The sequence below is a fragment of the Microbacterium tumbae genome (assembly GCF_054780175.1).
The window spans coordinates 536,725-558,104 of sequence record NZ_BAAGWV010000001.1; the positions used below are offsets into that span (position 1 = coordinate 536,725).

20 protein-coding genes are annotated in these 21,380 nt (G+C 69.7%); 8 read left to right on the top strand and 12 right to left on the bottom strand.

Annotation, left to right across the window (positions count from 1 at the left end):
- Positions 1–4: 4 nt before the first annotated feature.
- Both ACYVGQ_RS02515 and ACYVGQ_RS02520 read right to left on the bottom strand, forming a co-directional pair.
- Positions 5–634: a dihydrofolate reductase family protein gene (locus ACYVGQ_RS02515; protein ID WP_460782934.1), complete on the bottom strand. Its 630-nt coding sequence runs from the start codon at positions 632–634 to the stop codon at positions 5–7.
- Positions 631–1,065, bottom strand: a complete 435-nt coding sequence (locus ACYVGQ_RS02520; protein WP_460782935.1) for a VOC family protein — start codon at positions 1,063–1,065, stop codon at positions 631–633. The genes ACYVGQ_RS02515 and ACYVGQ_RS02520 overlap by 4 nt, the downstream gene beginning before the upstream one ends.
- Positions 1,066–1,241: 176 nt before the next feature.
- Here ACYVGQ_RS02520 and ACYVGQ_RS02525 point away from each other — a divergent pair, with 176 nt between their 5' ends.
- Both ACYVGQ_RS02525 and ACYVGQ_RS02530 read left to right on the top strand, forming a co-directional pair.
- On the top strand, positions 1,242–2,498 hold the full coding sequence (locus ACYVGQ_RS02525) for a sensor histidine kinase (protein ID WP_460782936.1): 1,257 nt from the start codon (positions 1,242–1,244) through the stop codon (positions 2,496–2,498).
- Positions 2,441–3,145, top strand: coding sequence for a response regulator (locus ACYVGQ_RS02530; protein WP_460782937.1), 705 nt, complete (start codon positions 2,441–2,443; stop codon positions 3,143–3,145). The genes ACYVGQ_RS02525 and ACYVGQ_RS02530 overlap by 58 nt, the downstream gene beginning before the upstream one ends.
- 144 nt (positions 3,146–3,289) lie before the next feature.
- On the opposite strand, the gene ACYVGQ_RS02535 is transcribed toward ACYVGQ_RS02530, so the two are convergent.
- Positions 3,290–4,045, bottom strand: coding sequence for an alpha/beta fold hydrolase (locus ACYVGQ_RS02535; RefSeq protein WP_460782938.1), 756 nt, complete (start codon positions 4,043–4,045; stop codon positions 3,290–3,292).
- Between the two features lie 127 nt (positions 4,046–4,172).
- On the bottom strand, positions 4,173–4,733 hold the full coding sequence (locus tag ACYVGQ_RS02540; protein WP_460782939.1) for an NADPH-dependent FMN reductase: 561 nt from the start codon (positions 4,731–4,733) through the stop codon (positions 4,173–4,175).
- Positions 4,734–5,052: 319 nt separating this feature from the next.
- On the opposite strand from ACYVGQ_RS02540, the gene ACYVGQ_RS02545 reads away from it, so the two are divergent.
- The 3 genes from ACYVGQ_RS02545 to ACYVGQ_RS02555 all read left to right on the top strand — a co-directional run bounded on the left by ACYVGQ_RS02545 (position 5,053) and on the right by ACYVGQ_RS02555 (position 7,800).
- Positions 5,053–5,949 (top strand): ABC transporter ATP-binding protein, encoded by an 897-nt coding sequence (locus tag ACYVGQ_RS02545; protein ID WP_460782940.1) that lies wholly within the window; start codon positions 5,053–5,055, stop codon positions 5,947–5,949.
- Positions 5,946–7,049 carry an ABC transporter permease gene (locus ACYVGQ_RS02550; RefSeq protein WP_460782941.1) on the top strand — a complete coding sequence of 368 codons (1,104 nt, stop codon included), beginning with the start codon at positions 5,946–5,948 and terminating at the stop codon, positions 7,047–7,049. Before ACYVGQ_RS02545 ends, ACYVGQ_RS02550 begins: the two co-directional genes overlap by 4 nt.
- A gap of 163 nt (positions 7,050–7,212) precedes the next feature.
- The gene (locus ACYVGQ_RS02555) at positions 7,213–7,800 is read left to right on the top strand and encodes a nitroreductase family protein (protein WP_460782942.1); all 588 of its coding nucleotides are present in this window, start codon (positions 7,213–7,215) and stop codon (positions 7,798–7,800) included.
- Between the two features lie 121 nt (positions 7,801–7,921).
- On the opposite strand, the gene ACYVGQ_RS02560 is transcribed toward ACYVGQ_RS02555, so the two are convergent.
- On the bottom strand, positions 7,922–10,069 hold the full coding sequence (locus ACYVGQ_RS02560) for an ATP-dependent Clp protease ATP-binding subunit (protein ID WP_460782943.1): 2,148 nt from the start codon (positions 10,067–10,069) through the stop codon (positions 7,922–7,924).
- Positions 10,070–10,163: 94 nt separating this feature from the next.
- On the opposite strand from ACYVGQ_RS02560, the gene ACYVGQ_RS02565 reads away from it, so the two are divergent.
- Positions 10,164–10,748, top strand: a complete 585-nt coding sequence (locus tag ACYVGQ_RS02565) for a TetR/AcrR family transcriptional regulator (protein WP_460782944.1) — start codon at positions 10,164–10,166, stop codon at positions 10,746–10,748.
- A 7-nt stretch (positions 10,749–10,755) separates the two neighbouring features.
- Here the strand turns inward: ACYVGQ_RS02565 and ACYVGQ_RS02570 are convergent, their stop codons facing one another.
- From ACYVGQ_RS02570 to ACYVGQ_RS02590, 5 genes are all read right to left on the bottom strand, one after another.
- Positions 10,756–11,613 carry an ATP-binding cassette domain-containing protein gene (locus tag ACYVGQ_RS02570; RefSeq protein WP_460782945.1) on the bottom strand — a complete coding sequence of 286 codons (858 nt, stop codon included), beginning with the start codon at positions 11,611–11,613 and terminating at the stop codon, positions 10,756–10,758.
- Positions 11,610–13,370: a dipeptide/oligopeptide/nickel ABC transporter permease/ATP-binding protein gene (locus ACYVGQ_RS02575; protein ID WP_460782946.1), complete on the bottom strand. Its 1,761-nt coding sequence runs from the start codon at positions 13,368–13,370 to the stop codon at positions 11,610–11,612. Before ACYVGQ_RS02575 ends, ACYVGQ_RS02570 begins: the two co-directional genes overlap by 4 nt.
- Positions 13,367–14,308 (bottom strand): ABC transporter permease, encoded by a 942-nt coding sequence (locus tag ACYVGQ_RS02580; protein WP_460782947.1) that lies wholly within the window; start codon positions 14,306–14,308, stop codon positions 13,367–13,369. Before ACYVGQ_RS02580 ends, ACYVGQ_RS02575 begins: the two co-directional genes overlap by 4 nt.
- Positions 14,309–14,366: 58 nt before the next feature.
- A complete protein-coding gene (locus ACYVGQ_RS02585; protein WP_460782948.1) occupies positions 14,367–15,902 on the bottom strand; it encodes an ABC transporter substrate-binding protein in 1,536 nt (511 codons plus the stop codon).
- A gap of 75 nt (positions 15,903–15,977) precedes the next feature.
- On the bottom strand, positions 15,978–16,910 hold the full coding sequence (locus ACYVGQ_RS02590; RefSeq protein WP_460782949.1) for a dihydrodipicolinate synthase family protein: 933 nt from the start codon (positions 16,908–16,910) through the stop codon (positions 15,978–15,980).
- A 292-nt stretch (positions 16,911–17,202) separates the two neighbouring features.
- Between ACYVGQ_RS02590 and ACYVGQ_RS02595 the strand changes: the two genes are divergently transcribed.
- A complete protein-coding gene (locus tag ACYVGQ_RS02595) occupies positions 17,203–18,075 on the top strand; it encodes a LysR family transcriptional regulator (protein ID WP_460783913.1) in 873 nt (290 codons plus the stop codon).
- Positions 18,076–18,094: 19 nt separating this feature from the next.
- On the opposite strand, the gene coaBC is transcribed toward ACYVGQ_RS02595, so the two are convergent.
- Positions 18,095–19,312, bottom strand: a complete 1,218-nt coding sequence (coaBC, locus tag ACYVGQ_RS02600) for a bifunctional phosphopantothenoylcysteine decarboxylase/phosphopantothenate--cysteine ligase CoaBC (RefSeq protein WP_460782950.1) — start codon at positions 19,310–19,312, stop codon at positions 18,095–18,097.
- 244 nt (positions 19,313–19,556) lie between these two features.
- On the opposite strand from coaBC, the gene ACYVGQ_RS02605 reads away from it, so the two are divergent.
- The gene (locus ACYVGQ_RS02605) at positions 19,557–20,231 is read left to right on the top strand and encodes an NRDE family protein (protein ID WP_460782951.1); all 675 of its coding nucleotides are present in this window, start codon (positions 19,557–19,559) and stop codon (positions 20,229–20,231) included.
- Positions 20,232–20,335: 104 nt separating this feature from the next.
- On the opposite strand, the gene ACYVGQ_RS02610 is transcribed toward ACYVGQ_RS02605, so the two are convergent.
- Positions 20,336–21,301 (bottom strand): GlxA family transcriptional regulator, encoded by a 966-nt coding sequence (locus tag ACYVGQ_RS02610; RefSeq protein WP_460782952.1) that lies wholly within the window; start codon positions 21,299–21,301, stop codon positions 20,336–20,338.
- Positions 21,302–21,380 lie beyond the last annotated feature (79 nt).

Sequence of the window (21,380 nt, forward strand, 5' to 3'; positions counted from 1 at the left end):
CGCCTCACTCCCCCGCAACGCCCACCGCGGGGACGTCGCCGATGCGCGCGTACCGCAGCTGCACGACGCCGGACCCGTCCGGGGCCGGCGTCCCGAGGAGACGCAGTGTCGTCGGCAGGGCGCCGTCGTCGAACACCTTCTTCCCCCGTCCGAGCAGGATCGGGTACACCCAGAGCGTGAGCTCGTCGAACAGTCCCCCGGCGAGGAGGGTGTGCACGAAGTCGAGGCTGCCGATCACGTGCACGTCGCGATGGTCGGCCCGCATCCGGGCGATCTCCGTCACGAGGTCGTCCCCGACCCTGCGGCTGTTCTCCCAGTCCAGGCGGATGCCGGCGTCCCGCGAAGCGACGTACTTCGGGACCCGGTTGAACAGCACGCCGATCCCGCCCGCGGGTCCATCGGTGTGCTGCGGCCAGTACCCCGCGAAGATGTCGTAGGTGCGACGGCCGAGCAGGAGCGCATCGAGGTCCTTCATCCCCGCGATCACCTGCTCGCCGACCGCCTCGCTCTCGACACCTGCCTGCCAGCCGCCGAAGCGGAAGCCTCCGCTGGTGTCCTCCTCCGGCGCGCCGGGCCCCTGCGCCACCCCGTCGAGGGTGGTGAAGAGGTCGATGACGATGCGGCCGGCCATCATCCCTCCTCGGAGAGGAACGCCTCCGGCCCCTGCTCGGCCGCCGCCGGGTCCATGAAGAGGAACTCCAGGACGTTCCCATCGGGATCCTCCAGGTCGCGGGAGTACATGAATCCCAGATCCTGGGGCTCCCTCGGCTCGGTGCCGCCGGCAGCGAGACCTGCCGCGACGATCGCGTCCACGTCATCGCGCGACTCGCGGCTCAGCGCGATGAGCACCTGCGCGGCGTCCTTGGCGTCGACCACGGGCTTGTCGGTGAACGTGCCGAAGTACTCCCGCGTGAGCACCATGAAGAACACGTCCTCGCTCCACACCACACAGGCGGCATTCTCGTCCGTGAACAGCGGATTGATGGCGCATCCGAGAGCCGTGTAGAACGCCTTGCTGCGTTCGAGGTCGCCCGTGGCGAGATTCACGAAGATCTGCGTGGTCATGCGAACTCCTTCGTCATCGCAGCCGTGCCGCGGTCGCAGTCGGACCTGCAGGAACGATCTTCGCAAGAACCGGCGGCGATGTCAGCACCTCTCGCCGGGGGCCGGGGCACCGCAGAGAGACGTCCATCCGTCGCAGGAGGGATGCCGCGGCTCCTCGCGCCCCGTAGCGTGGGGGCATGTCCGCATCCGTCAGGCCGCTGACGGCACGCGAACGGCGAGCCGATCTCCTGCTCGCCGTCGTCGTGTTCGTCGCCGGCGTCGTCAGCGCCGCTCTCTCCGCGATCGCGGAGGTCTACGGCGAGGAGCAGGGCGAGCTGTGGCTCGCGCTCGTCTATCTCGTCTTCGCCGCGGCCCCGCTCGCCGTCCGGCGCATCTGGCCCGCACCGGTCGCGGTCCTCGTCTCGGTCGCCTACTTCTTCGCGGTGACCTTCCGCGTGCCGGAGCTCTACGCCGGCAACATCGCCATGTTCATCGCGATCTACACGGTGGGCGCCTGGATGACGAACCGGCGCGCGGCCATGATCGTGCGCGCGGCGATCATCGCGGGGATGTTCGCCTGGCTCCTCATCACCATGTACCGCGACGCGATCGACACCGCCAGGGAGGAGGACATGGTCGCCGGGACCATGTCGCCGTACATCGCGTTCATGATGCTCCAGGTGCTGCTGAACGTCCTCTACTTCGGCGGCGCGTACTACTTCGGCGAGCGAGCGTGGACGGCCGCCCTGCAGCGCGCAGCCCTCGAGCAGCGCACCGTCGACCTGGAGCACGAGCGGGAGGTCACCGCTGCGCAGGCCGTGGCGCTCGACCGCGTGCGCATCGCCCGCGAGCTGCATGACGTCGTCGCACACCATGTCTCGGTGATGGGCGTCCAGGCCGGGGCGGCACGCGTCGTCATCGATGCGGATCCGACGCAGGCCAGGCAGCTGCTGACCGGCATCGAGACCTCGGCACGCGAGGCGATCAGCGAGCTGCATCATCTCCTGGAGACGTTGCGCTCCCCCGAGCAGGAGGCCGCGGACCCGGCGTCCACCCTGACGCTCGCGGACATCGCCGAGCTGACGGCAGCGGCGACGGATGCCGGAGTCGAGACCACCTTCGAGATCGTCGGCGAGCCGCACGCCGTGCCCTCGGTCGTGGCGGTCAACCTCTATCGGATCGCCCAGGAGTCTCTCACGAACGCCCGCAGGCACGCCGGCCGCGGAGCGACCGCCGATGTCCGCCTGCGCTACACATCCGACGCCGTCGAGCTGGAGGTCGTCAACACCGGGCGCACCGTGCTCGCCCCCCGGCAGGGGCTCGGACAGCTCGGCATGCGCGAGCGGGCGACAGCATCGGGCGGGACGCTGGAGTCCGGTCCGCGCGAGCGCGGAGGATGGCGCGTGCGCGTGCAGGTCCCTCTCACCCCCGCCCTGACGGAGGTTCCGGCGTGATCCGGGTCCTCCTCGTCGACGATCACGCGATGCTCCGCGCCGGCTTCCGCACCATCCTCGATGCGCAGCCGGACATCACCGTGGTCGGCGAGGCGTCGACGGGGACGGAGGCCGTGGCCGCCGCATCCGCGCTCCAGCCCGACGTGATCAGCATGGACGTGCAGATGCCGGGCATGGACGGCATCGAGGCCACCCGACGCATCGTCGCGAGCCCCGAGGTGCAGGCGGCGGTCGCCATCGTGACGACCTTCGACCGCGACGACTACCTCTTCTCCGCGCTGGACGCGGGCGCGAGCGGATTCCTGCTCAAGAACGCCGGCCCGGAGGATCTCGTCGCCGCGGTCCGGGTGCTCGCCGCCGGCGACGGGATGCTCGCACCGGAGGTCACGCGGCGGGTCCTCGACCGGTTCTCCACGCCGACGCCGGGAGCCGTGTCCTCCGCGCTCGTGCTCCCCGAGCCGTTCACGGAGCGCGAGGCCGAGGTGCTCGCCCTCATGGCGGAGGCTCTGAGCAACGCCGAGATCGGCGCGCGGCTGTACATCGGCGAGGCGACGGTGAAGACGCACGTGTCCCGCATCCTGCAGAAGCTCGGCGCGAGGGACCGGGTGCAGGCCGTGGTGCTCGCGCTGCGGAACGGCCTGGCCTGACGCCGATCACGACCGTTCTGCAGGACGCCCTGACCGTTCTGCAGGGCGTAAGGACGGATGCCGTGTGCCGCTGCCCTGTTTACCCGCGTCCGGCGCCGATTCTCCTGCAGAACGACCGGTCCGTCCTGCAGAACGGACACCGAATCAGGCCGCCCGGCGATCGAGGAAGTCCCTGATCAGCACCCGCAGCAGCTCCGGCCGCTCGTTGATGAGGAAGTGCGTGGCGCCGGGGACGATCGCGAGCTCCGCACCGGGGATGGACGCCGCGATGAGCAGGCTGTGGTCGACGCGGATCTGGTCGCGATCGGCGCCGACGATGAGCGTGGGAGCGGTGATCCTCGCGAGCTCCGAAGCCGGGATGTTCGGCTCCGCGGTCCACATCCGGATGAGCTTCTCGATGATCTTCTCGGCGTGCTCTGGCCCGTCGGGCGAGAGACGCTCGTAGTGCGCCAGCTCGAGGTCCTCGCGTTCGCCGTCCGGGAGAGCGGAGAGCATCGGGAGACGAGCGCCCTCGGGCGAGTGCGCGAACCCGGTCGGGTCGATGTTGCCGCTGATCGCGATGAGCGAGCGGACGCGCTCCGGATGGTCGAGGGCGAGCATGAGCCCGAGGATCGCGCCGTCACTGTAGCCGATGACGTGCACGGGACCGGCATCCACCGCATCCAGATAGGCGAGCGTGTCGCTCACTCCCCGTGCGTAGCCGAACTCCTCGTCGATGTCGGGGGAGCGTCCGTGCCCCGGTCGCTCGAAGGCGAGCACGCGGTGGGCGTCGGTCAGGGCGTCGCCCTGGGAGCGCAGCGACTCCAGCGAGCAGAATCCGCCGTGCAGGAGCAGCACGGGGTCTCCCTCGCCGGTCTCCTCGGAGTACAGGTCAACGCCGTCGATGCGGTGGGTGCTCATCCTTCGACCATAGCCATGCGGCGGCCGGCCGCGGATGTCGGGATCCTCCCGCTCCGCCGCCTTCGGATGGGGTCCGGGAACGGCGGATGCCCCGGAGCGCGCGGCATCCGGGGCATCCGCCGGGCAATCAGGCGCGCGAGCGCTCGACCCGGTTGATGAGCTCGTTGAAGGCGCCGAGGAAGCCGGCGAGGAACTCCGCGGTGCTGTCCACGGTGACCGTGCCGTCCTCCGCGATCAGGCCGGGCGTGATCTGGATGAAGCCCTCGGGCTGACCGAGCGTGATCGCGTTGAAGTGACCGAGGATCGCACGGAGGTGCTGCTGTGCGGCGGCCGTCGCGATGCCGCCGCCCGAACCGCCGATGACGGCGACCGGCTTGCCGTTGAAGGAGCCCTGCCCGTAGGGGCGCGTCGACCAGTCCAGGGCGTTCTTCAGCACGCCGGGGATGGAACGGCTGTACTCGGGGGTGACGATGATGACGCCGTCCGCATCGGCGATGGCCTGCTTGAAGTCGCGGGCCACCTGCGGGAAGTCCGCGTCGTAGTCGGGGGAGTAGAAGGGCAGATCCTTGATCGGGATCTCGACGAGCTCGACCCCCTCCGGCGCGAGCTTCGCGAGCGCGGTGGCGAGCTGGCGGTTGATGGAGGTGCTGGAGATGCTGCCGACGATGTAGCCGATGGTTCGGGTCACTGTTCTTCCTTCTGTTCGGGCTCTGCGAGCCGGGTGTCCATGGCATCACAACCCGCTCGGCGCCGACTGCATTCCCATGCATGGAGTATCGGCACACGCCCGAGCAGCCGCGTCGGCCGCGCCGGGTGAGCCCGGGCGGCTCGGCGCGGCCTGAGAGGCTCCCCGAACGGTCGCGTCCCGGGCCGCGAGGCGACCGGGCGAGGAGCTTCCGGCGCCCATCGGGTCCGCCCTGCGGAGTCCGCCTCAGGGGGGATGCCGCGGAGGACGGCGCTTCGTAACGTGGAGACATGCGACGTACTGAGCGAGCGGAGTGAGCAACGTGACCACCGGAACGCTGCAATTGAGCGGTATCACCAAGAGCTATGGAACCCGCCGGGTGCTCGACGACATCACCTTCCCCGTCGCGAGCGGCCACCTCACGGGCTTCGTCGGCGGCAACGGCGCGGGCAAGACCACGACGATGCGGATCATCCTCGGGCTCCTCTCCTCGGACGGCGGATCCGTGACGCTCGGCGGCACCGATCTGACTCCCGAGATCCGCCGGAACTTCGGATACATGCCCGAGGAGCGCGGCCTGTATCCGAAGATGAAGGTGCTCGAGCAGGTCTCCTACTTCGCCCGGCTGCACGGCTTCTCCAAGACGGATGCGGCGGCGCGCGCCACTGCCCTGCTGGAGGAGCTCGGCCTCGGCGAGCGGTTGAACGACAACATCGAGGCGCTGTCCCTGGGCAACCAGCAGCGGGCGCAGATCGCGGCCTCCCTCGTGCACGACCCCGAGGTGCTCATCCTGGACGAGCCGTTCTCCGGACTCGACCCGATCGCGGTCGACACGGTCGCCGCCGTCCTCCAGGAGCGCGCCGCGCGCGGCGTCTCCGTGCTGTTCTCCTCGCATCAGCTCGATGTCGTCGAGCGTCTCTGCGATGACCTCGTGATCATCGCGGGCGGCGTCATCCGCGCATCAGGGGCGCGGGAGGAGCTGCGCCGGCAGTACTCCGCGCCGCGGTGGGAGCTCGAGACGAGCGGCGACGCCGGATGGCTGCGCGAGGAGCCCGGCGTCGCCGTCATCGACTTCGAGGGCGGCAGCGCCGTCTTCGACGTGGATGCGGCGGAGACCGCCCAGCGCGTGCTCCGCCGGGCGCTGGAGACCGGCGACGTCTCGCGCTTCGCCCCGCAGCAGCCCACTCTCGCCCAGATCTTCAAGGAGGTCATCCAGTGAACGCCTCGACAAGCACCCGTCCCACGCTGTCCGCCGGCCAGGGGGTCTGGCTCGTCGCCGAGCGGGAGCTGTCGACCCGCCTGCGCAGCAAGGCGTTCCTCATCTCCACCGGCATCCTGCTCCTGGTCGCCCTCGTCGGGGTGATCTGGATGGGCATGTCCTCCGGCACGACGAGCACGACGTCCATCGCCGCGACGAGCGAGGCGGCGGCGCTCCTGCCGGACGGCGGGCCGTTCGAGGTGACCGAGGTCGCCGACGAGGATGCCGCGACGGCGATCGTCGAGTCCGGAGACGTCGAGGCGGCGATCGTCGCCGACGCCTCCGCTCCGACCGGCGTCGTCATCATCGCCGACCAGTCCCCGCCGGACGCGCTCGTCGCGGTCTTCTCCGTGACGCCCGCCGTCGAGCTGCTCGACCCGAACGCCCCGACCTTCGGGATGCGGTACATCCTCGGCCTGATCTTCGGGCTCGTCTTCATGATGGCCGCGCTCAGCTTCGGCTCCCCGATCGCGACGAGCGTCGTCGAGGAGAAGCAGACGCGCATCATCGAGATCCTGCTGTCGGCGATCCCCGCGCGCGTCCTGCTGGCCGGCAAGGTCATCGGCAACACCCTGCTGGCGGTCACCCAGATCCTGCTCCTGGTCGTGGTCGCCGTGATCGGCCTCATCGTCACGGGGCAGACCGAGATGCTGCAGGGGTTCGGAGCACCCCTCGTCTGGTTCGCGGTGTTCTTCCTCTTCGGGTTCGTGCTGATCGCGACGATGTTCGCCGCCGCAGGCTCGCTCGTCTCCCGCCAGGAGGACGTCGGCAGCGTCTACACGCCGATGATGCTGCTGATCATGGTGCCGTTCTACCTCGTGATCTTCCTCGGGCAGAACCCGCTGGTGATGACGATCCTGTCGTACGTGCCGTTCTCGGCGCCGGTGGCGATGCCGATCCGGCTGTTCTTCGACGAGGCGTCGTGGTGGGAGCCGCTGGCAGCGCTGGTGATCCTGCTCGCGACCTGCGCCGTCGTGATCCTGCTGGGCGCGAAGATCTACGAGAACTCGCTGCTGAAGATGGGCGGACGCGTGAAGCTCGGCGACGCCCTGCGCCGCTAGATCTTTCCGCAGCTCGTCTCCCCAGTCCTCGTGCCGGGGGGACGGGCCCTTCGGCGTGTCGTTCTGTGACGCACGGAATATGCGCGCGTATGCACAGGTTTAGCCTGAGTGGAATCGCGGACGACGGAGTCGGCAGCAACGCAAGAACCTCGAAAGGCCGGACATGTCCACTCCTCTCATCGATCGCACCGCTCCCACCGAGCATCCCGTCCTCGACGTCCTCGCCGGACGCTGGAGCCCGCGCGCCTTCGACGCGCAGAACGCGATCGACGAGTCGAAGCTGTCCGCCGCCCTGGAGGCGGCGCGCTGGAGCCCGTCCGCCAACAACTCGCAGCCGTGGCGCTTCATCGTCGCCCGGCGCGGCACCGCCCTTCATGCGCAGATCGTCGACGCGCTGATCGGCTTCAACCAGACCTGGGCGGCCAACGCCGCCGTTCTCGTGGTCGCCGTCGCCGAGACGGCGACGGCGGACGGCACGCCCATCACGCACGCCGTCTACGACCTCGGCCAGGCCGTCGCCCACTTCTCCGTCCAGGCGCACCATGAGGGCCTGTACGTGCACCAGATGAGCGGCTTCGACGCGGAGACCGTGCGCGGGTTCGCCGACCTTGACCCTCGTTTCACCGCGATCACCGTGGCCGCCGTCGGCGAGTTCGGCGACGTGGAGGCCCTTCCCGAGGTGCTGCAGCAGCGTGAGGTGGCTCCGCGCGTGCGCCGTCCGATCACCGAGACGGTCATCCTCAGCGCCTGACCGTTACCCGGTCGGCCGTTGGAGAACGCAGACCGTATGACGACGCCCTCGGCGTGCCGCCCTCGGGAGAGGGACGACACGCCGAGGGCATCTGGGTTTTCCCACCACGCCGGACGAAGCCTCAGCCCGCGCTGGTGAGCACCAGACCCGAGCCGTCCGCCGCCACGTCCACGCGGACGGTGTCGCCGTCGCGCACGCCGCCGGAAAGCAGCGCGGTCGCGAGCTTGTTCTGCACCTCGGTCTGGATCAGCCGGCGCAGCGGGCGCGCTCCGAAGATCGGGTCGTAGCCCCGCTCGGCCAGCCACGACCGCGCATCCGGGGTGACCGCGAGCGTGAGCCGCCGGTCGCGCAGCCGCAGCTGCAGCTGATCGATCGACAGCTCGACGATCTGCGCGAGGTCGTCCTCGGTGAGCGCCTGGAACATCACGATGTCGTCGAGGCGGTTGAGGAACTCCGGACGGAAGGCCTGACGGACCAGCGCCATCACCTGCTCGCGCTTGACCTCCGTCGACACGGTCGGGTCGATGAGGATCGGCGAGCCGATGTTGCTCGTGAGGATGAGGATGACGTTCGAGAAGTCGACCGTGCGCCCCTGTCCGTCCGTCAGACGGCCGTCATCGAGCACCTGCAGCAGCACGTCGAACACCTCCGGATGCGCCTTCTCGACCTCGTCGAGGAGCACGACGCTGTACGGACGCCGCCGCACGAGCTCGGTGAGCTGTCCGCCCTGCTCGTAGCCGACGTATCCGGGAGGGGCGCCGACGAGGCGCGACACCGAATGCTTCTCGCCGTACTCGGACATGTCGATCCGCACCATGGCGTGCTCGTCGTCGAAGAGGAACTCCGCCAGGGCCTTCGCCAGCTCGGTCTTGCCGACGCCGGTCGGGCCGAGGAACAGGAAGGAGCCGGTCGGGCGACCGGGATCGCTGATCCCGGCGCGGGAGCGGCGGACGGCATCCGACACGGCCGCGACGGCATCCTTCTGCCCGATCAGGCGCTTGCCGAGCTCGGACTCCAGATGCAGGAGCTTCTCGGTCTCGCCCTGCAGGAGGCGTCCGACCGGGATGCCCGTCCAGGCCGCGATGACACCGGCGATGTCCTCGTCGGTGACCTGCTCGTTGACCATGCGCCGACCGTCTCCCTCGTCAGCCCCCTCGGTGCGCTCGGCCTCCATGAGCTCGCGCTCGAGGCCGGGGATCTCGGCGTACAGCAGCCGCGACGCCTTCTCGAGGTTGCCCTCGCGCTGCGCGCGCTCGGCGTCGCTGCGGGCCGCGTCGAGGCGCGTCTTCAGATCGCCGACGCGGTTGAGGGAGGCGCGCTCCTTCTCCCAGCGGGCCTGCAGCTCCTTCAGCCGGGATTCCTCGGCCGCGAGGTCGGTGCGGAGGGCCGCGAGCCGCTCCTTCGACGCCGCATCCTTCTCGCGCTTGAGCGCGAGCTCCTCGAGCTTCAGCCGGTCGACATGGCGACGCAGCTCGTCGATCTCGACCGGGGCGGAGTCGATCTCCATGCGCAGGCGCGAGGCCGCCTCGTCGATGAGGTCGATCGCCTTGTCCGGCAGCTGGCGGGCCGGCAGATACCGGTTCGAGAGGGATGCCGCCGCGACGAGGGCGCCGTCGGAGATGGCGACCTTGTGGTGCGCCTCGTAGCGCTCCTTGAGCCCGCGGAGGATCGCGATGGTGTCCTCGACCGAGGGCTCGCCGACGTAGACCTGCTGGAAGCGACGTTCCAGCGCGGCATCCTTCTCGATGTACTCGCGGTACTCGTTCAGCGTGGTGGCGCCGATCAGGCGCAGTTCCCCGCGTGCCAGCATGGGCTTGAGCATGTTGGACGCCGCGACGGAGCCCTCGCCGCCGCCGGCCCCCATCAGGGTGTGCAGCTCGTCGATGAAGGTGATGACCTTGCCGTCGGACTCGGTGATCTCCTTGAGCACCTGCTTCAGACGCTCCTCGAACTGGCCGCGGTACATGGCGCCGGCCACGAGGGCGGAGATGTCGAGGGTGATGAGCTCCTTGTCCTTGAGGGACTCCGCGACGTCGCCGGCGACGATGCGCTGGGCGAGCCCCTCGACGACGGCGGTCTTGCCGACGCCGGGCTCACCGATGAGCACCGGATTGTTCTTGGTGCGGCGGGTGAGCACCTGGCTGACCCGCCGGATCTCGCTGTCACGCCCGATCACGGGGTCGAGCTTGCCCTGGCGCGCACGGTCGGTCAGGTTGATGCCGAACTGCTCGAGCGCGGACTGCTGGTCTTCTGTCTGGGGCGTGGCCATCCGGTTCCTCCTGGGACTCCTTTTCAAACTTGAGTTGTATTGACTCAACTTTATCAGAAGCCGGGGCGCGCCGCCATCCGGATATCATGGCCGCGTGGTGTCGAGAAGGTCGTACGCGAAGGGGATCGCGAAGCGCGACGAGATCCTTCGCGCCGGTCTCGCGGTCTTCGCCGAGAAGGGATACCTGCACACCTCGATCCGGGAGCTGGCCGAGGCCGCGAATCTCAGCCAGGCGGGGCTGCTGCACTACTTCGGCTCGAAGGAGGAGCTGCTGGTGGCGATCCTCCGCCGCCGCGAGGAGGAGAACGCCGCCAAGGACAGCACCGTCGAGCCGCTGGACAACTTCATCAACGTCATCCACGGCAACGTCACCGTGCCGGGCCTCGCGCAGCTGTTCGCCGTGATGTCGACCGCAGCGACCGACGAATCGCACCCGGCGCACGAGTTCTTCCTCGAGCGCAATGCGCACCTGCGGTCCCTGTTCAGCGCATCCATCCGTCACCGGCAGGCCGCAGGGGAGCTCGATGCGGCGATCGATCCCGAACGGGTCGCGACGATCCTCATCGCCGTCGCCGACGGCCTCCAGACGCAGTGGCTGACGGACGAGCGCGTCGACATGGCCGGAGCCCTCGACTATCTGTGGGAGCTCCTGCATTCCGTCTCGCCGCGCGGCGAGTGAGCCGGCGTCACGCCGGGCGCGCTCCTTCGGGTTCTTCACCGGTCGCCGCCCGCCGCCGCTCCGCACGCCGCCTCGCCTGCTGCACGGGGTCGGGCACCGGGGCGGACAGCAGGAGGCGCCGCGTGTACGGATCCGTCGGATCCGAGGTCACCGTCGCGGCATCGCCCTCCTCGACGATCCTGCCGGCGTTCATGACCGCGACGCGATGGCTTATCGCGCGCACCACGGCCAGGTCATGCGAGATGAACAGGTAGGCGACGCCGGTCCGCTCCTGGATCTCCTGCAGCAGCGCGAGCACGCGCGCCTGCGTCGAGAGATCCAGGGCGCTCACGGGCTCGTCGCACACGATCAGCCGGGGCGAGATCGCGAGGGCGCGTGCGATGGCGATGCGCTGCCGCTGACCGCCGGAGAACTCGCGCGGCAGCCGCTCCGCAGCATCCCGGGGAAGCCCCACCTGCGCGAGCAGATCGGCGATCTCGGCGTCGGCGCGCGAGCGCGGAACGCCCTGGGCGCGCAGGGGCTCGGAGAGGATGGCGCCCACCGGCATCACCGGGTTCAACGACGTGTACGGATCCTGGAACACGACCTGCCGCTGGGCCGCCAGGCTCCGACGCGTCCCCTTGTCCGCAGGGCCGAGAGCGCGCCCGTCGAGCACGATGCTCCCCGATGTGATCGGGGCGAGCCCGAGCACCGCGCGGCCGAGCGTCGTCTTCCCCGATCCCGATTCCCCGACGAGACCGAGCGTCTCACCGCTGCGGATCCGGATGCTCACGCCGTGCAGCGCCCGGAACGGCGGCTTGCGGAACCCGCGGGACGGATACTCCACGACGAGGTCCTCGACGGAGAGCAGCGCCCCCGAGCTCATGAGACCAGAGGGCTTCGCAACGGCGCCCCCTCGACCGTCGATGACAGCAGCATGGTCGTGTACTCGTCCTCCGGGTCCGTGAAGATCGCGCCGACCTCGCGGTCTTCGACGATCCGTCCTGATCTCATGACGGCGACCCGATCGCAGATGTCCGCGACGACGCCGAAGTTGTGCGTGACGAGCAGGACGCCGAGCTGCCGTTCGCGCTGCAGGTCGCGGATCAGATCGAGGATCTCCGCCTGCACGGTGACGTCGAGCGCGGTGGTCGGCTCGTCCGCGATCAGCAGCGCGGGATCGCACGAGATGGCGCCGGCGATCAGCACGCGCTGCGCCATCCCGCCGGATATCTGGTGCGGGTAGGAGCGCATGACGCGCGGCGGATCGGCGATGCCCACGCGCGCGAGCAGGGCGATCGCGCGTCGATGCGCCTCTCGCCGCGAGACGCCCAGCGCGGCGCGCATCGGCCGCATGAGCTGGGTCGAGATCCTGAAGGAGGGATCGAGATTGCTCATGGGCTCCTGGGGGATGTACCCGATCGTCGATCCGAGCACTCCGCGCATCGCCCGCATCGGCAGGGAGAGCAGATCGACGCCGTGCAGCCACACGTGCCCCTCGGCCTCTCCGCCGTGAGGGAGCAGTCCGAGCGCGCTCAGGGCGATCTGGGTCTTGCCGGACCCCGATTCGCCGACCAGGCCGACGATCTCTCCCCGATCCACCGACAGGTCCACACCGTGGACCACGCGCCGGACACCGCCGGCACCGTCCGGATACCCGACGACGAGGTCGCGGACGCGCAGCAGAGCACCGTTGTCGGCGGCATCGGGCGGCGGCGGCGCGGCGGTCGGGCGTTTCCGTCGCGCGCGAGCGCCGCTGGCTCGACGCGCACGGGACTCATCGCCTTCGAGAGCGTCGCGCACACCGTTGGCGAGCAGGATGAACGAGGCGACGGTGATGCCGATGGCGAGGCCGGGCGGCAGCAGCAGGTGACGCCCGTTGAACAGGTTGGCGAAGGCGTCCTGCAGCATGCCGCCCCAGGTGGGCGTCGCCGGATCGCCGAGCCCGATGAACTCCAGACCGGCCTGCACCACGATCGCGGCGCCGGAGATGGTCGCCGCGAGGATGATGATGGGCGCCCTGACGACGAAGAGGATGTGCCGCGCGATGATGCGCGCATCCCCCAGGCCGGAGACCCGGGCGGCGTCCACGTACAGCTCGTTCTTCACCGAGATCACCTGGTTGCGCACGAGCCGGAAGAAGTTCGGGGCGAACATGATGCCCAGGACCACCATGGACAGCAGGATGTTCGGCCCGATCGCCGCGAAGAGCGACACGAGGACGATCGTGCCGGGGAGCACGATGACGAGGTTCGCCGCCCATCCCGCGACGTTGTCGAACCAGCCGCCGAAATAGCCGGCGACGAGCCCGGACGCCACACCGATCACGAGCGAGACGACGACGGTGATGAGCGCGCCGAGGAGGGTGAGACGGCCGGCGAAGAGGAGCCGGCTGAGCACGTCGCGGCCGGCGCCGTCGCCGCCGAGGACGTACTCGCCCCCCGGCGGGGCGTTGACGAGGTCGAGGCGGGCGTACGTCGGGCTCCCCGGAGCGATCAGCGGGGCGAAGACGCTGACCAGGACGATGGCCGCGAGCACGACGACCGCCGCCATCGCGAGAGGGTTGCGGACGAAGCGGGCGACGACGCCCCGCCGGGAGGCGGTCGCGCCGACCTCCACGCCGCCGATCAGGAGATCGCTCACTGCACCCTCGCTTTCGGGTTGATCCACGTGATCGCCATGTCGACGATCAGATTGACGATGATGACGATGATCGCCGTCACCACGAGCACGCCCATGATCACGGGGATGTCGCCGAGGATCGCGGCGTTGACGGCGAGACTGCCCAGTCCTGGCAGCGCGAAGACGCGCTCGATCAGGACGGCTCCGCTGAGCATCCCGATGAACTGGAGGGAGACGACGGTCACCGCGGGAGGGGCGGCGTTCCTGAGCACGTTCCGGAACAGGATGCTGCGCTCGGGAAGGCCGCGGGCACGGAGCGTGCGCACATAGTCCTTCTTGAGCACGTCGATCACCGCGCTGCGGATCTGCTGGGCCCCCGATGCGATGCTTCCGATCACGAGAGCGGTGACGGGCAGGGCGATGGTGCTGAGCCAGCCGAGGAAGGACTCGTCGATCGGCACATAGCCCGTGGCGGGGAAGAGCTGGAGGCCGATCGCGAACACCGAGACGAGGGCGAGGCCGACCCAGAAGTTGGGCAGCGATTCTGCGGCGACCGAGAAGATCTGGATCGCCCTGTCGATCCAGCCGCGGCGGACGGCGGCGACGACGCCGAGGAGCACGCCGATCGTCGTGGCGATGAGGATCGAGACGACGACCAGGGACAGCGTCACAGGCAGCCGGGTCGCTATCGAATCGAGCACCGGAGTCGCGGTGAAGAAGGAGACGCCGAGGTCGCCCTGGACCGCGTGGACGAGCCATTCCAGATACTGGACGGGGAGCGGGCGGTCGAGACCGAGCTCGTGCGTGAGTCCGTCGAGCTGGTCCTGCGTGGCGAGCTCGCCCAGGATGTTCCTCGCGATGTTCCCGCCGCTGGAGTAGATGAGCGCGAACGCCAGCGCGGTGATCGTCACCAGCAGGACGAGGGCGGCGACGAGCCGCCGGAGGAGGAGGGAGGTCACATGTTCTCCAGGGATGTCGGGGTGGCCGGGACCGCGGGGTCCCGGCCACCGCGCCGGATCAGTCCGCCGAAGGACGGAAGTCCTTGATGTACGGCACGACGTTCATCGGATGGATGTCGACGTCCACCTCCGCGGAGGCGATGTAGACGACGTCCTCGAGGTACCAGATGTCGAACCAGGCGTTCTCGACGACATAGGTGTTGATCGCCGTCATCGCCTCGGCGTACTCGTCTCCCGCGGCGCCCTGCGCCTGATCGATCAGGCCGTCCAGCTCGGGCGTCCGCGTGTCGAAGGGGTTCCAGGGCGCATCGGCCGGGATCTGCTTGCTCATGTCCCACCAGGCCTCTGCCGTGCTGTTGGACATCCAGAACAGGCCGTACTTGCCGGATTGGACCTCGGAGACGTAGTTCGTCGAGTCCACCTTCTGCCAGGTCACGCGGATGCCCACATCCGCGAGCTGCTGTTCGACGATCGGGTTGGACTTCTCCGTGGGGTTCTCGGGCATGACGACGTCGAACCCGTCCGCATAGCCCGCCTCCGCCAGCAGCTCCCTGGCCTTGTCCGGGTCGTAGGGATAGCGGTCGTTGAGCTCGGGGACGTAGTTGACCGAAGTGGGATTGAACACCTGGGTCGAGCGGGTCCCGTAGCCGAGCTGGATGCCGTCGAGGATGCCCTGGCCGTCGATCGCGTAGTTGATGGCCTGTCGCACGCGCACGTCGCCGAGCGCGGGCACGACGGTCCCGTCCCGGTCGGCGATGTACAGCCCGCGGCGGTTGAGCGGCCACTGGTAGACGTCGAGGCCGGCGTTCTCCGCTTCCGAGACCGTCGTGCCGTCGGCCGCGATCCCCTGCACCTGCCCGGAGCGGAGGGCGTTGAGCCGCGCCGTGAGCTCTCCGATGACGACGAGCTCGACCGAGTCGTACGGATAGGACTCGGGATCCCAGTAGTCCGGGTTCCTCGTGAACTCGTAGCGCACCCCCGGCTCGGATCCCGCCGCGTCGAGGACGTACGGCCCCGATCCGACCGGCGTCGTGGTGATGGCGTCGGTGCCCAGGGCGTCGGGGCTGCCCATGACGCCGCCGGCGAGCGTGAGGTAGGTGAGCAGGGCCGGATCGGGTGCTCCGAGATGCAGCTCGGCCGTCAGCTCGTCGACCACGACGACCTCGTCCACGGACGCGACCATGATCGCGTTCTGGCCGTTGCCGTTCTTGAGGTTCTCGACGTTCGCGCGCACGGCGTCGGCGGTGAACGGCGCGCCGTCCGAGAACGTGATCCCCTCGCGCAGGTGCAGCGTGAGCACGGTGTTGTCGTCGTTGTACTCCCAGCTCTCCGCCATGCCGGGCACGATCGTCGTATCGGGCTCCATGTGCAGGAGCGTGTCGTACACGGCATTCCAGTACTGGGCCTGATGCCCGTTCTGCAGCAGTGCCGGTTCCCACGGGCCGCTGTCGAGGGTGACCGCCAGCGTGAGCTTCTCGGCGCTCCCGCCCTCCGGGGGCGCCTCGCCTCCACCGGTGCACGCCGTGATGAGCGCCGCGACGACGACCGCCGCCGCAGCGGCGCTGATCGCTCGTCGAATCGTCGACCTTCGCATGGTTCTGACTCCTTTGTCTTCTCGGGTGTTGCAGGGCGGCTGCCGGGGGCGCTCGCAGGAGCGCCCCCGGCAGGATCAGTCGAGTCCGAGGTCCAGCGACTTGATCAGCTCGACCATGTCGATGAGCGAGTCGAAGTCGTGGGCCCCGAGCGCGTTCGCGCCGTTCATACGACTGATGGGCGTGATGTCCAGCTCGCCGGTGGCCGCGAGCAGCTGCTTGGCGGAGCTGGGATAGGCGAGGTTGATCATGCGCTCGAAGATGCTCATGATGCGCTGCACGGTGCGAACGGTCTCGTCGTCGCGATGCGCGTTCGCGCACAGCCAGACCATCAGACGCGGGTTCAGGCTCGACGCGTATCCGGAGTGACCGTGGGCCCCGGCGATGATGGACTGGTATGTCGACGTGATCTCGCCGTTGTAGATCCGGAGGTCCGTCCCCCTGGCCGCCTCGATCTTCGCGCGCATGTCGTCGGGATCGAACGTGAGGTCCTTGTGGAACACGAACCGGCCGGTCTCGGCCGCCCATTCGAACACGTTCGCCGGCACCAGACGCTTCCACGGCGTGGGGCATTCGTAGAACCCGAGCTTGATATCGCCCGTGCCCTCGACGATCCGCTCGAGCTTCCCGGTCCAGGTGGCCTCGGAAGCCGCCTGGTTGCCCAGGTGGTTGGTGAGGATGATCGCCGCATCGGCTCCGACGTCGGCGATGCGCTTGATCGATTCGATCTCCTCCTCGGCGGTCGCGCCGAACGTGCCGGTGGCGACGACGGCGGCGCGTCCGTTGGCGCGCTTGACGACGCGCTCGGCCAGCAGCACGCGCTCCTCGGCGGAGAGGAACTCGACCTCGCTCGAGCGCGAGTTCGTGAACAGGCCGGTGATGCCCGCGTCGATGTACCAGTCCGTGATGCGGTCCACGCCGTCCCAGTCGATCGTGCGGTCCCACTTCATCGGGGTGAGCATGACCGGCCACACCTGATTGGTGCCCAGCATGTCTGCGGTGCTCGTCATCGAGTTCTTCTCCTTCTCGGCCGCGCCGCATCGCAATTAGCGTGCAACGCACGGTTTCTGGCTCGGGTGACAACCATCTCACCGCATGCAGGCGCCGTCAATGCGGAGAATCGCTCTCCGACAGGCGGCTGTCCCTTGATTACACGGCGTTCTGAAGCAGAGACCGCAGGGTTCCCGCGGTTCACTATTCGCATCGCGATCGCCCGCTCACCACCGTCCGCGAGCCATCCGAATACCTATTCTTCGCTGATCCTGAATTGATAGCTCATATACTTTGACTATGGCGATGGATATGAAGGAGCCACGGCTCCCGCTCGGAAGCCTCATAACATTTCTGCAACTCGCCCGATCGGGAAGTTTCACGACGGCCGCGGAGCGGTGCGGGGTGAGCCCGTCCACCGTGAGCGGCCAGATCGCCGCCCTCGAGGACGACGTCGGAGAGGCGCTGGTGATCCGGGCCCGAGGGCCGCACGCGAGCGCCGCGCTCACCCCGGCGGGCGAGGAGCTCGCGCGCCTCGCGCACCAGATCGTCGCCGCGCACGCCGACGCCGTGGACCACTTCCGCGCGCGGACGGATTCCGGGCGTGTGCGCCTGGCGGTCGCGGATGACATCGCGGCGAGTCCGCAGCTCGGCGACGCGCTCCGCCGATTCCGCCTCCGCAACCCTCGCGTCGTCCTCGAGGTCACCATCGGTCAGAGCGGCTCCCTGCGCAGGCGGCTTCGTGCGGGGCAGTTCGAGCTGGCGCTGGTCAAGACCATGCCGGGAGAGGGAGGGGACGTCCTCCGCGAGGAGCGGATCGTCTGGGTCGCGCACCCCGAGGCGAGGATCGTCCCGGATCCGGTGCCGCTCGTCGCGTACCCGCGCTCCAGCTTCCTCCGCAACCACTCCGTCGCCGAGCTCGACCGCGCCGGCCGCGCCTGGACGATCGCGAACACGGTTCGCGGTGTGAACGGCGCGCTGACCGCGATGCGCGCGGGGATCGGCATCGGCGTGCTGGGATCGCGGATGGTCCCCGACGACCTCGCGGAGGCGCCCCCCTCCTGGGACCTGCCCGCCCTCGGCCGCGTGCGGACGGTTCTGCTGCATGCGCCGCAGGCGCCCGAGCCCGCTCTGCGGCTTCACGCGGCGATGCGCGTGCTCGGTGCCGACCTGCTCCCCTCGTGAGCATCCGACCCCGACATGCTCAGTCCTCCGAAGCCGCGCGCCCGACGCGCGTCGCCGTCACGGCATCCCAGATCGCCGCGGCGACCTCGCGCTTGGAACCGGCCGCGTCCGCGACGACGGCTCCGCGCTCGCCGATGACCTCGACGGCGTTGTCGGCCCGCTCGAACCCGTGCTCGGCATCGGCCAGGTTCACGACGAGCAGATCGGCGCCCTTGCGCTCGCGCTTGCGGCGGGCGCGCTCCCTGCGCTGCTCGGGGTCGGTCAGGGTCTCGGCGGCGAACGCCACGATCGTCTGATGCGCCGGCCGCGAGGCCGCGAGCGCCGCGACGACGTCCTCGTTCTCGACGAGTTCGATGCGCGCGAGGATGCCGTCCTCCTTGGTGAGCTTCTGATCGGATGCCGCGGCCGGCCGGTAGTCGGCCACGGCGGCGGCCATGACGACGACATCGGAGGAGGCCGCGGCGTCCTTCATCGCGAGGGAGAGCTCGGCCGCCGTTCCCACCGGTCGCACGCGGACGCCGCGGGCCTCGGCGAGCACATCGGAGGCGATGTTCGCCGACACCAGCACGACCTCGGCGCCGCGGGCGACGGCCTCCGCGGCGAGCGCCGCGCCCTGGCGTCCGCTGGACCGGTTGCCGAGGTAGCGCACCGGATCGATCGGCTCGCGCGTGCCGCCGGCGGAGACCACGACGCGGAGGCCGGCGAGGTCGCGCGGCGCCAGCAGGGCGAGCGCCGCATCAGCGATGGCCTCCGGCGCCCACATGCGCCCGGGGCCGGCGTCCCCGCCGGTGAGCTCGCCGTCGTCCGGTCCGAGGATGTGCACGCCGCGCTCGCGGAGCGTCGCGACGTTGGCGGTCGTCGCAGGATGCCGCCACATCTCGGTGTGCATCGCCGGGGCGACGGCGACCGGCGCCGCGGTGGAGAGGAGCGTCGTGCCGAGCAGGTCGTCGGCGATGCCCGCGGCCATCCTGGCGAGCGTGTTCGCGGTCGCCGGAGCCACGATGACGAGGTCCGCGGCCTGCCCGAGGGCGACATGACGGACCTTCGCGACGTCCTCGTGCACGCTCGTCGTCACGGGGTTGCGGCTGATCGCCTCCCAGGTCGGGAGGCCGACGAAGCGCAGGGCGTCCTCGGTCGGGATCACCGTGACCTCGTGGCCGCCCTTGACGAGGAGCCGGACGAGGTGGACCGTCTTGTACGCGGCGATGCCGCCCGTGACTCCGACGACGATGTTCATGTCTCGATTCTGCCCGCTGCCGTGGGTCGCCGGCTCGGTTTCGCACCTCCCGCTGCCCGGCCGGCTCGGTTTCGTGCCTCCGCCCGGCTTGGAAGGTACCGTACTGAGCCGGCCGGCATTCCCACGGATGCCGGTGCGGTGGCGGAAGTCGGAAGGTGCGACGGCAACGGGTCGCCGGAAGGCGCGGTGGCCGCAGGGGATGCCGACGGAGCCGCCGCGACAGCCGACGGATAGGCTGAGTCGCGTGTGCACGGTGATGATCGACGTCGAGAGCGGCGGATCATCCCGTCTGCTGGCCGTCCGCGACGAGGATCCCGAACGCGCCTGGGATCACCTCGGCCCCTGGTGGCCGGACGACTACCCCGGCGTCATCGGCATCCGTGATCGACGTGCCGGCGGGGCCTGGCTCGCGGCGGATCCCGCCGAGCGCCGGCTCGCGGTGCTGCTCAACCGTGCGGACGTCCTCGACCTCTCGCCCGAGGACGCCGTCTCGCGCGGCTCGCTCGCGCTGGAGTCCGTCGCCGGCCGGTCTCCGCAGGGCTCTCCGCTGATGCACGGCTTCAACCTCGTCGAGGTGACGCCCGAATCCGCACGCGTGATCTCCTGGGACGGCGAGCGGCTGCGCGAGACGCCGATCGATCCCGGCATCCACATGATCGCGCACGACGACCTGGACGACGAGGGCACCCAGAGGATCATGACGTGGCTGCCGCGATTCCGCGCGACGGATCCGGATGCCTGGGTCGACCTCCTCGCCGAGACCGCCGGTCTTCCCGCCGAGGACGACCGGGCGATCATCCGCGACAACCGTCCGCACGGCTACCCGACGCAGTCGCTGCTGTACTGCACGGCGTCGGTGACGCGGAACGGCGTGACCGTGCAGGACGCCGCGCTCCCGCGGCCGGGCCACTGGACCTGAGCCGCGGCCCGGACGGATCGCGGATGCCGTGACGATTCACGGACGATTCGGACCGTTGCGTCCGTGAATCGTCCGGACCTCCGCGGATCGTCGTCCCCGACCCCTCAGGCGGCCGACTCGTCCCGGCACGAGAACGCCGAACGGTACGCCGTCGGCGTCGTGCCCAGGACCCGGGTGAAGTTCTGCCGCAGCACGGCTGCGGACCCGAAGCCGCATTCCGCCGCGACGCGGTCGAGGCCGAAGTCGGTGCGCTCCAGCATCCGCTGCGCCTGGATGATGCGCTGCCTCGCCAGCCATGCAGCCGGCGTCGCCCCGTGCTCGGCCTTGAACCGGCGGGCGAACGTCCGCGGCGACATGTGCGCGCGGTGCGCGAGCTGCTCGACGGAGAGGTCCTCGCGCAGATTCTCCATCGCCCAGTCGGTCACGAGGGCGAGCGAGTCGCTCTGGACCGCCGGCAGAGGCCGGTCGATGAACTGGGCCTGGCCGCCGTCGCGCTGCGGCGGCACGACCATCCGGCGCGCGACGCGGTTGGTGAGCTCCGCCCCGATCTCCTGACGCAGCAGGTGCAGGCAGGCGTCCAGTCCCGCCGCGGTGCCCGCACTGGTGATGATGCGCCCGTCCTGCACGAACAGGACGTCCGGGTCGACGTCGATCCGCGGATACATGTCCGCCATCGTGTCGGCGTACATCCAGTGCGTCGTCGCGCGGCGGCCGTCGAGGACGCCCGCCGCCGCGAGGATGAACGATCCGCTGCAGACGCTCAGCAGCCACGCGCCGCGCTCCTCCGCCGCGCGCACGGCGTCGAGGACGAGCGGATCGATGTCGCCCCAGCGCTCACGCGGGAGGGGGCACACGACGACGAGATCGGCCTCGTACGCGAAGGAGAGGTCGTCGTCGACGTTGAGCGAGAACCCGAGCTTGGACGCCACAACGCCAGGATGCGGGGCGACGACGCGGAAGTCGAAGTTCGGCACCCCGTCGTCCGAGCGATCCAAGCCGAACGCCTCGCACGCCACACCGAACTCGAACGGCGCGAATCCGTCCTGCACCACGCACGCGACGGTCTTCATGGACAGCCTCCCTCTCGATCTCGCTGGCAGTTTTCCTGCGAACCATGACCAGTCTGCCACTCGTGACGGGAATCCGTCG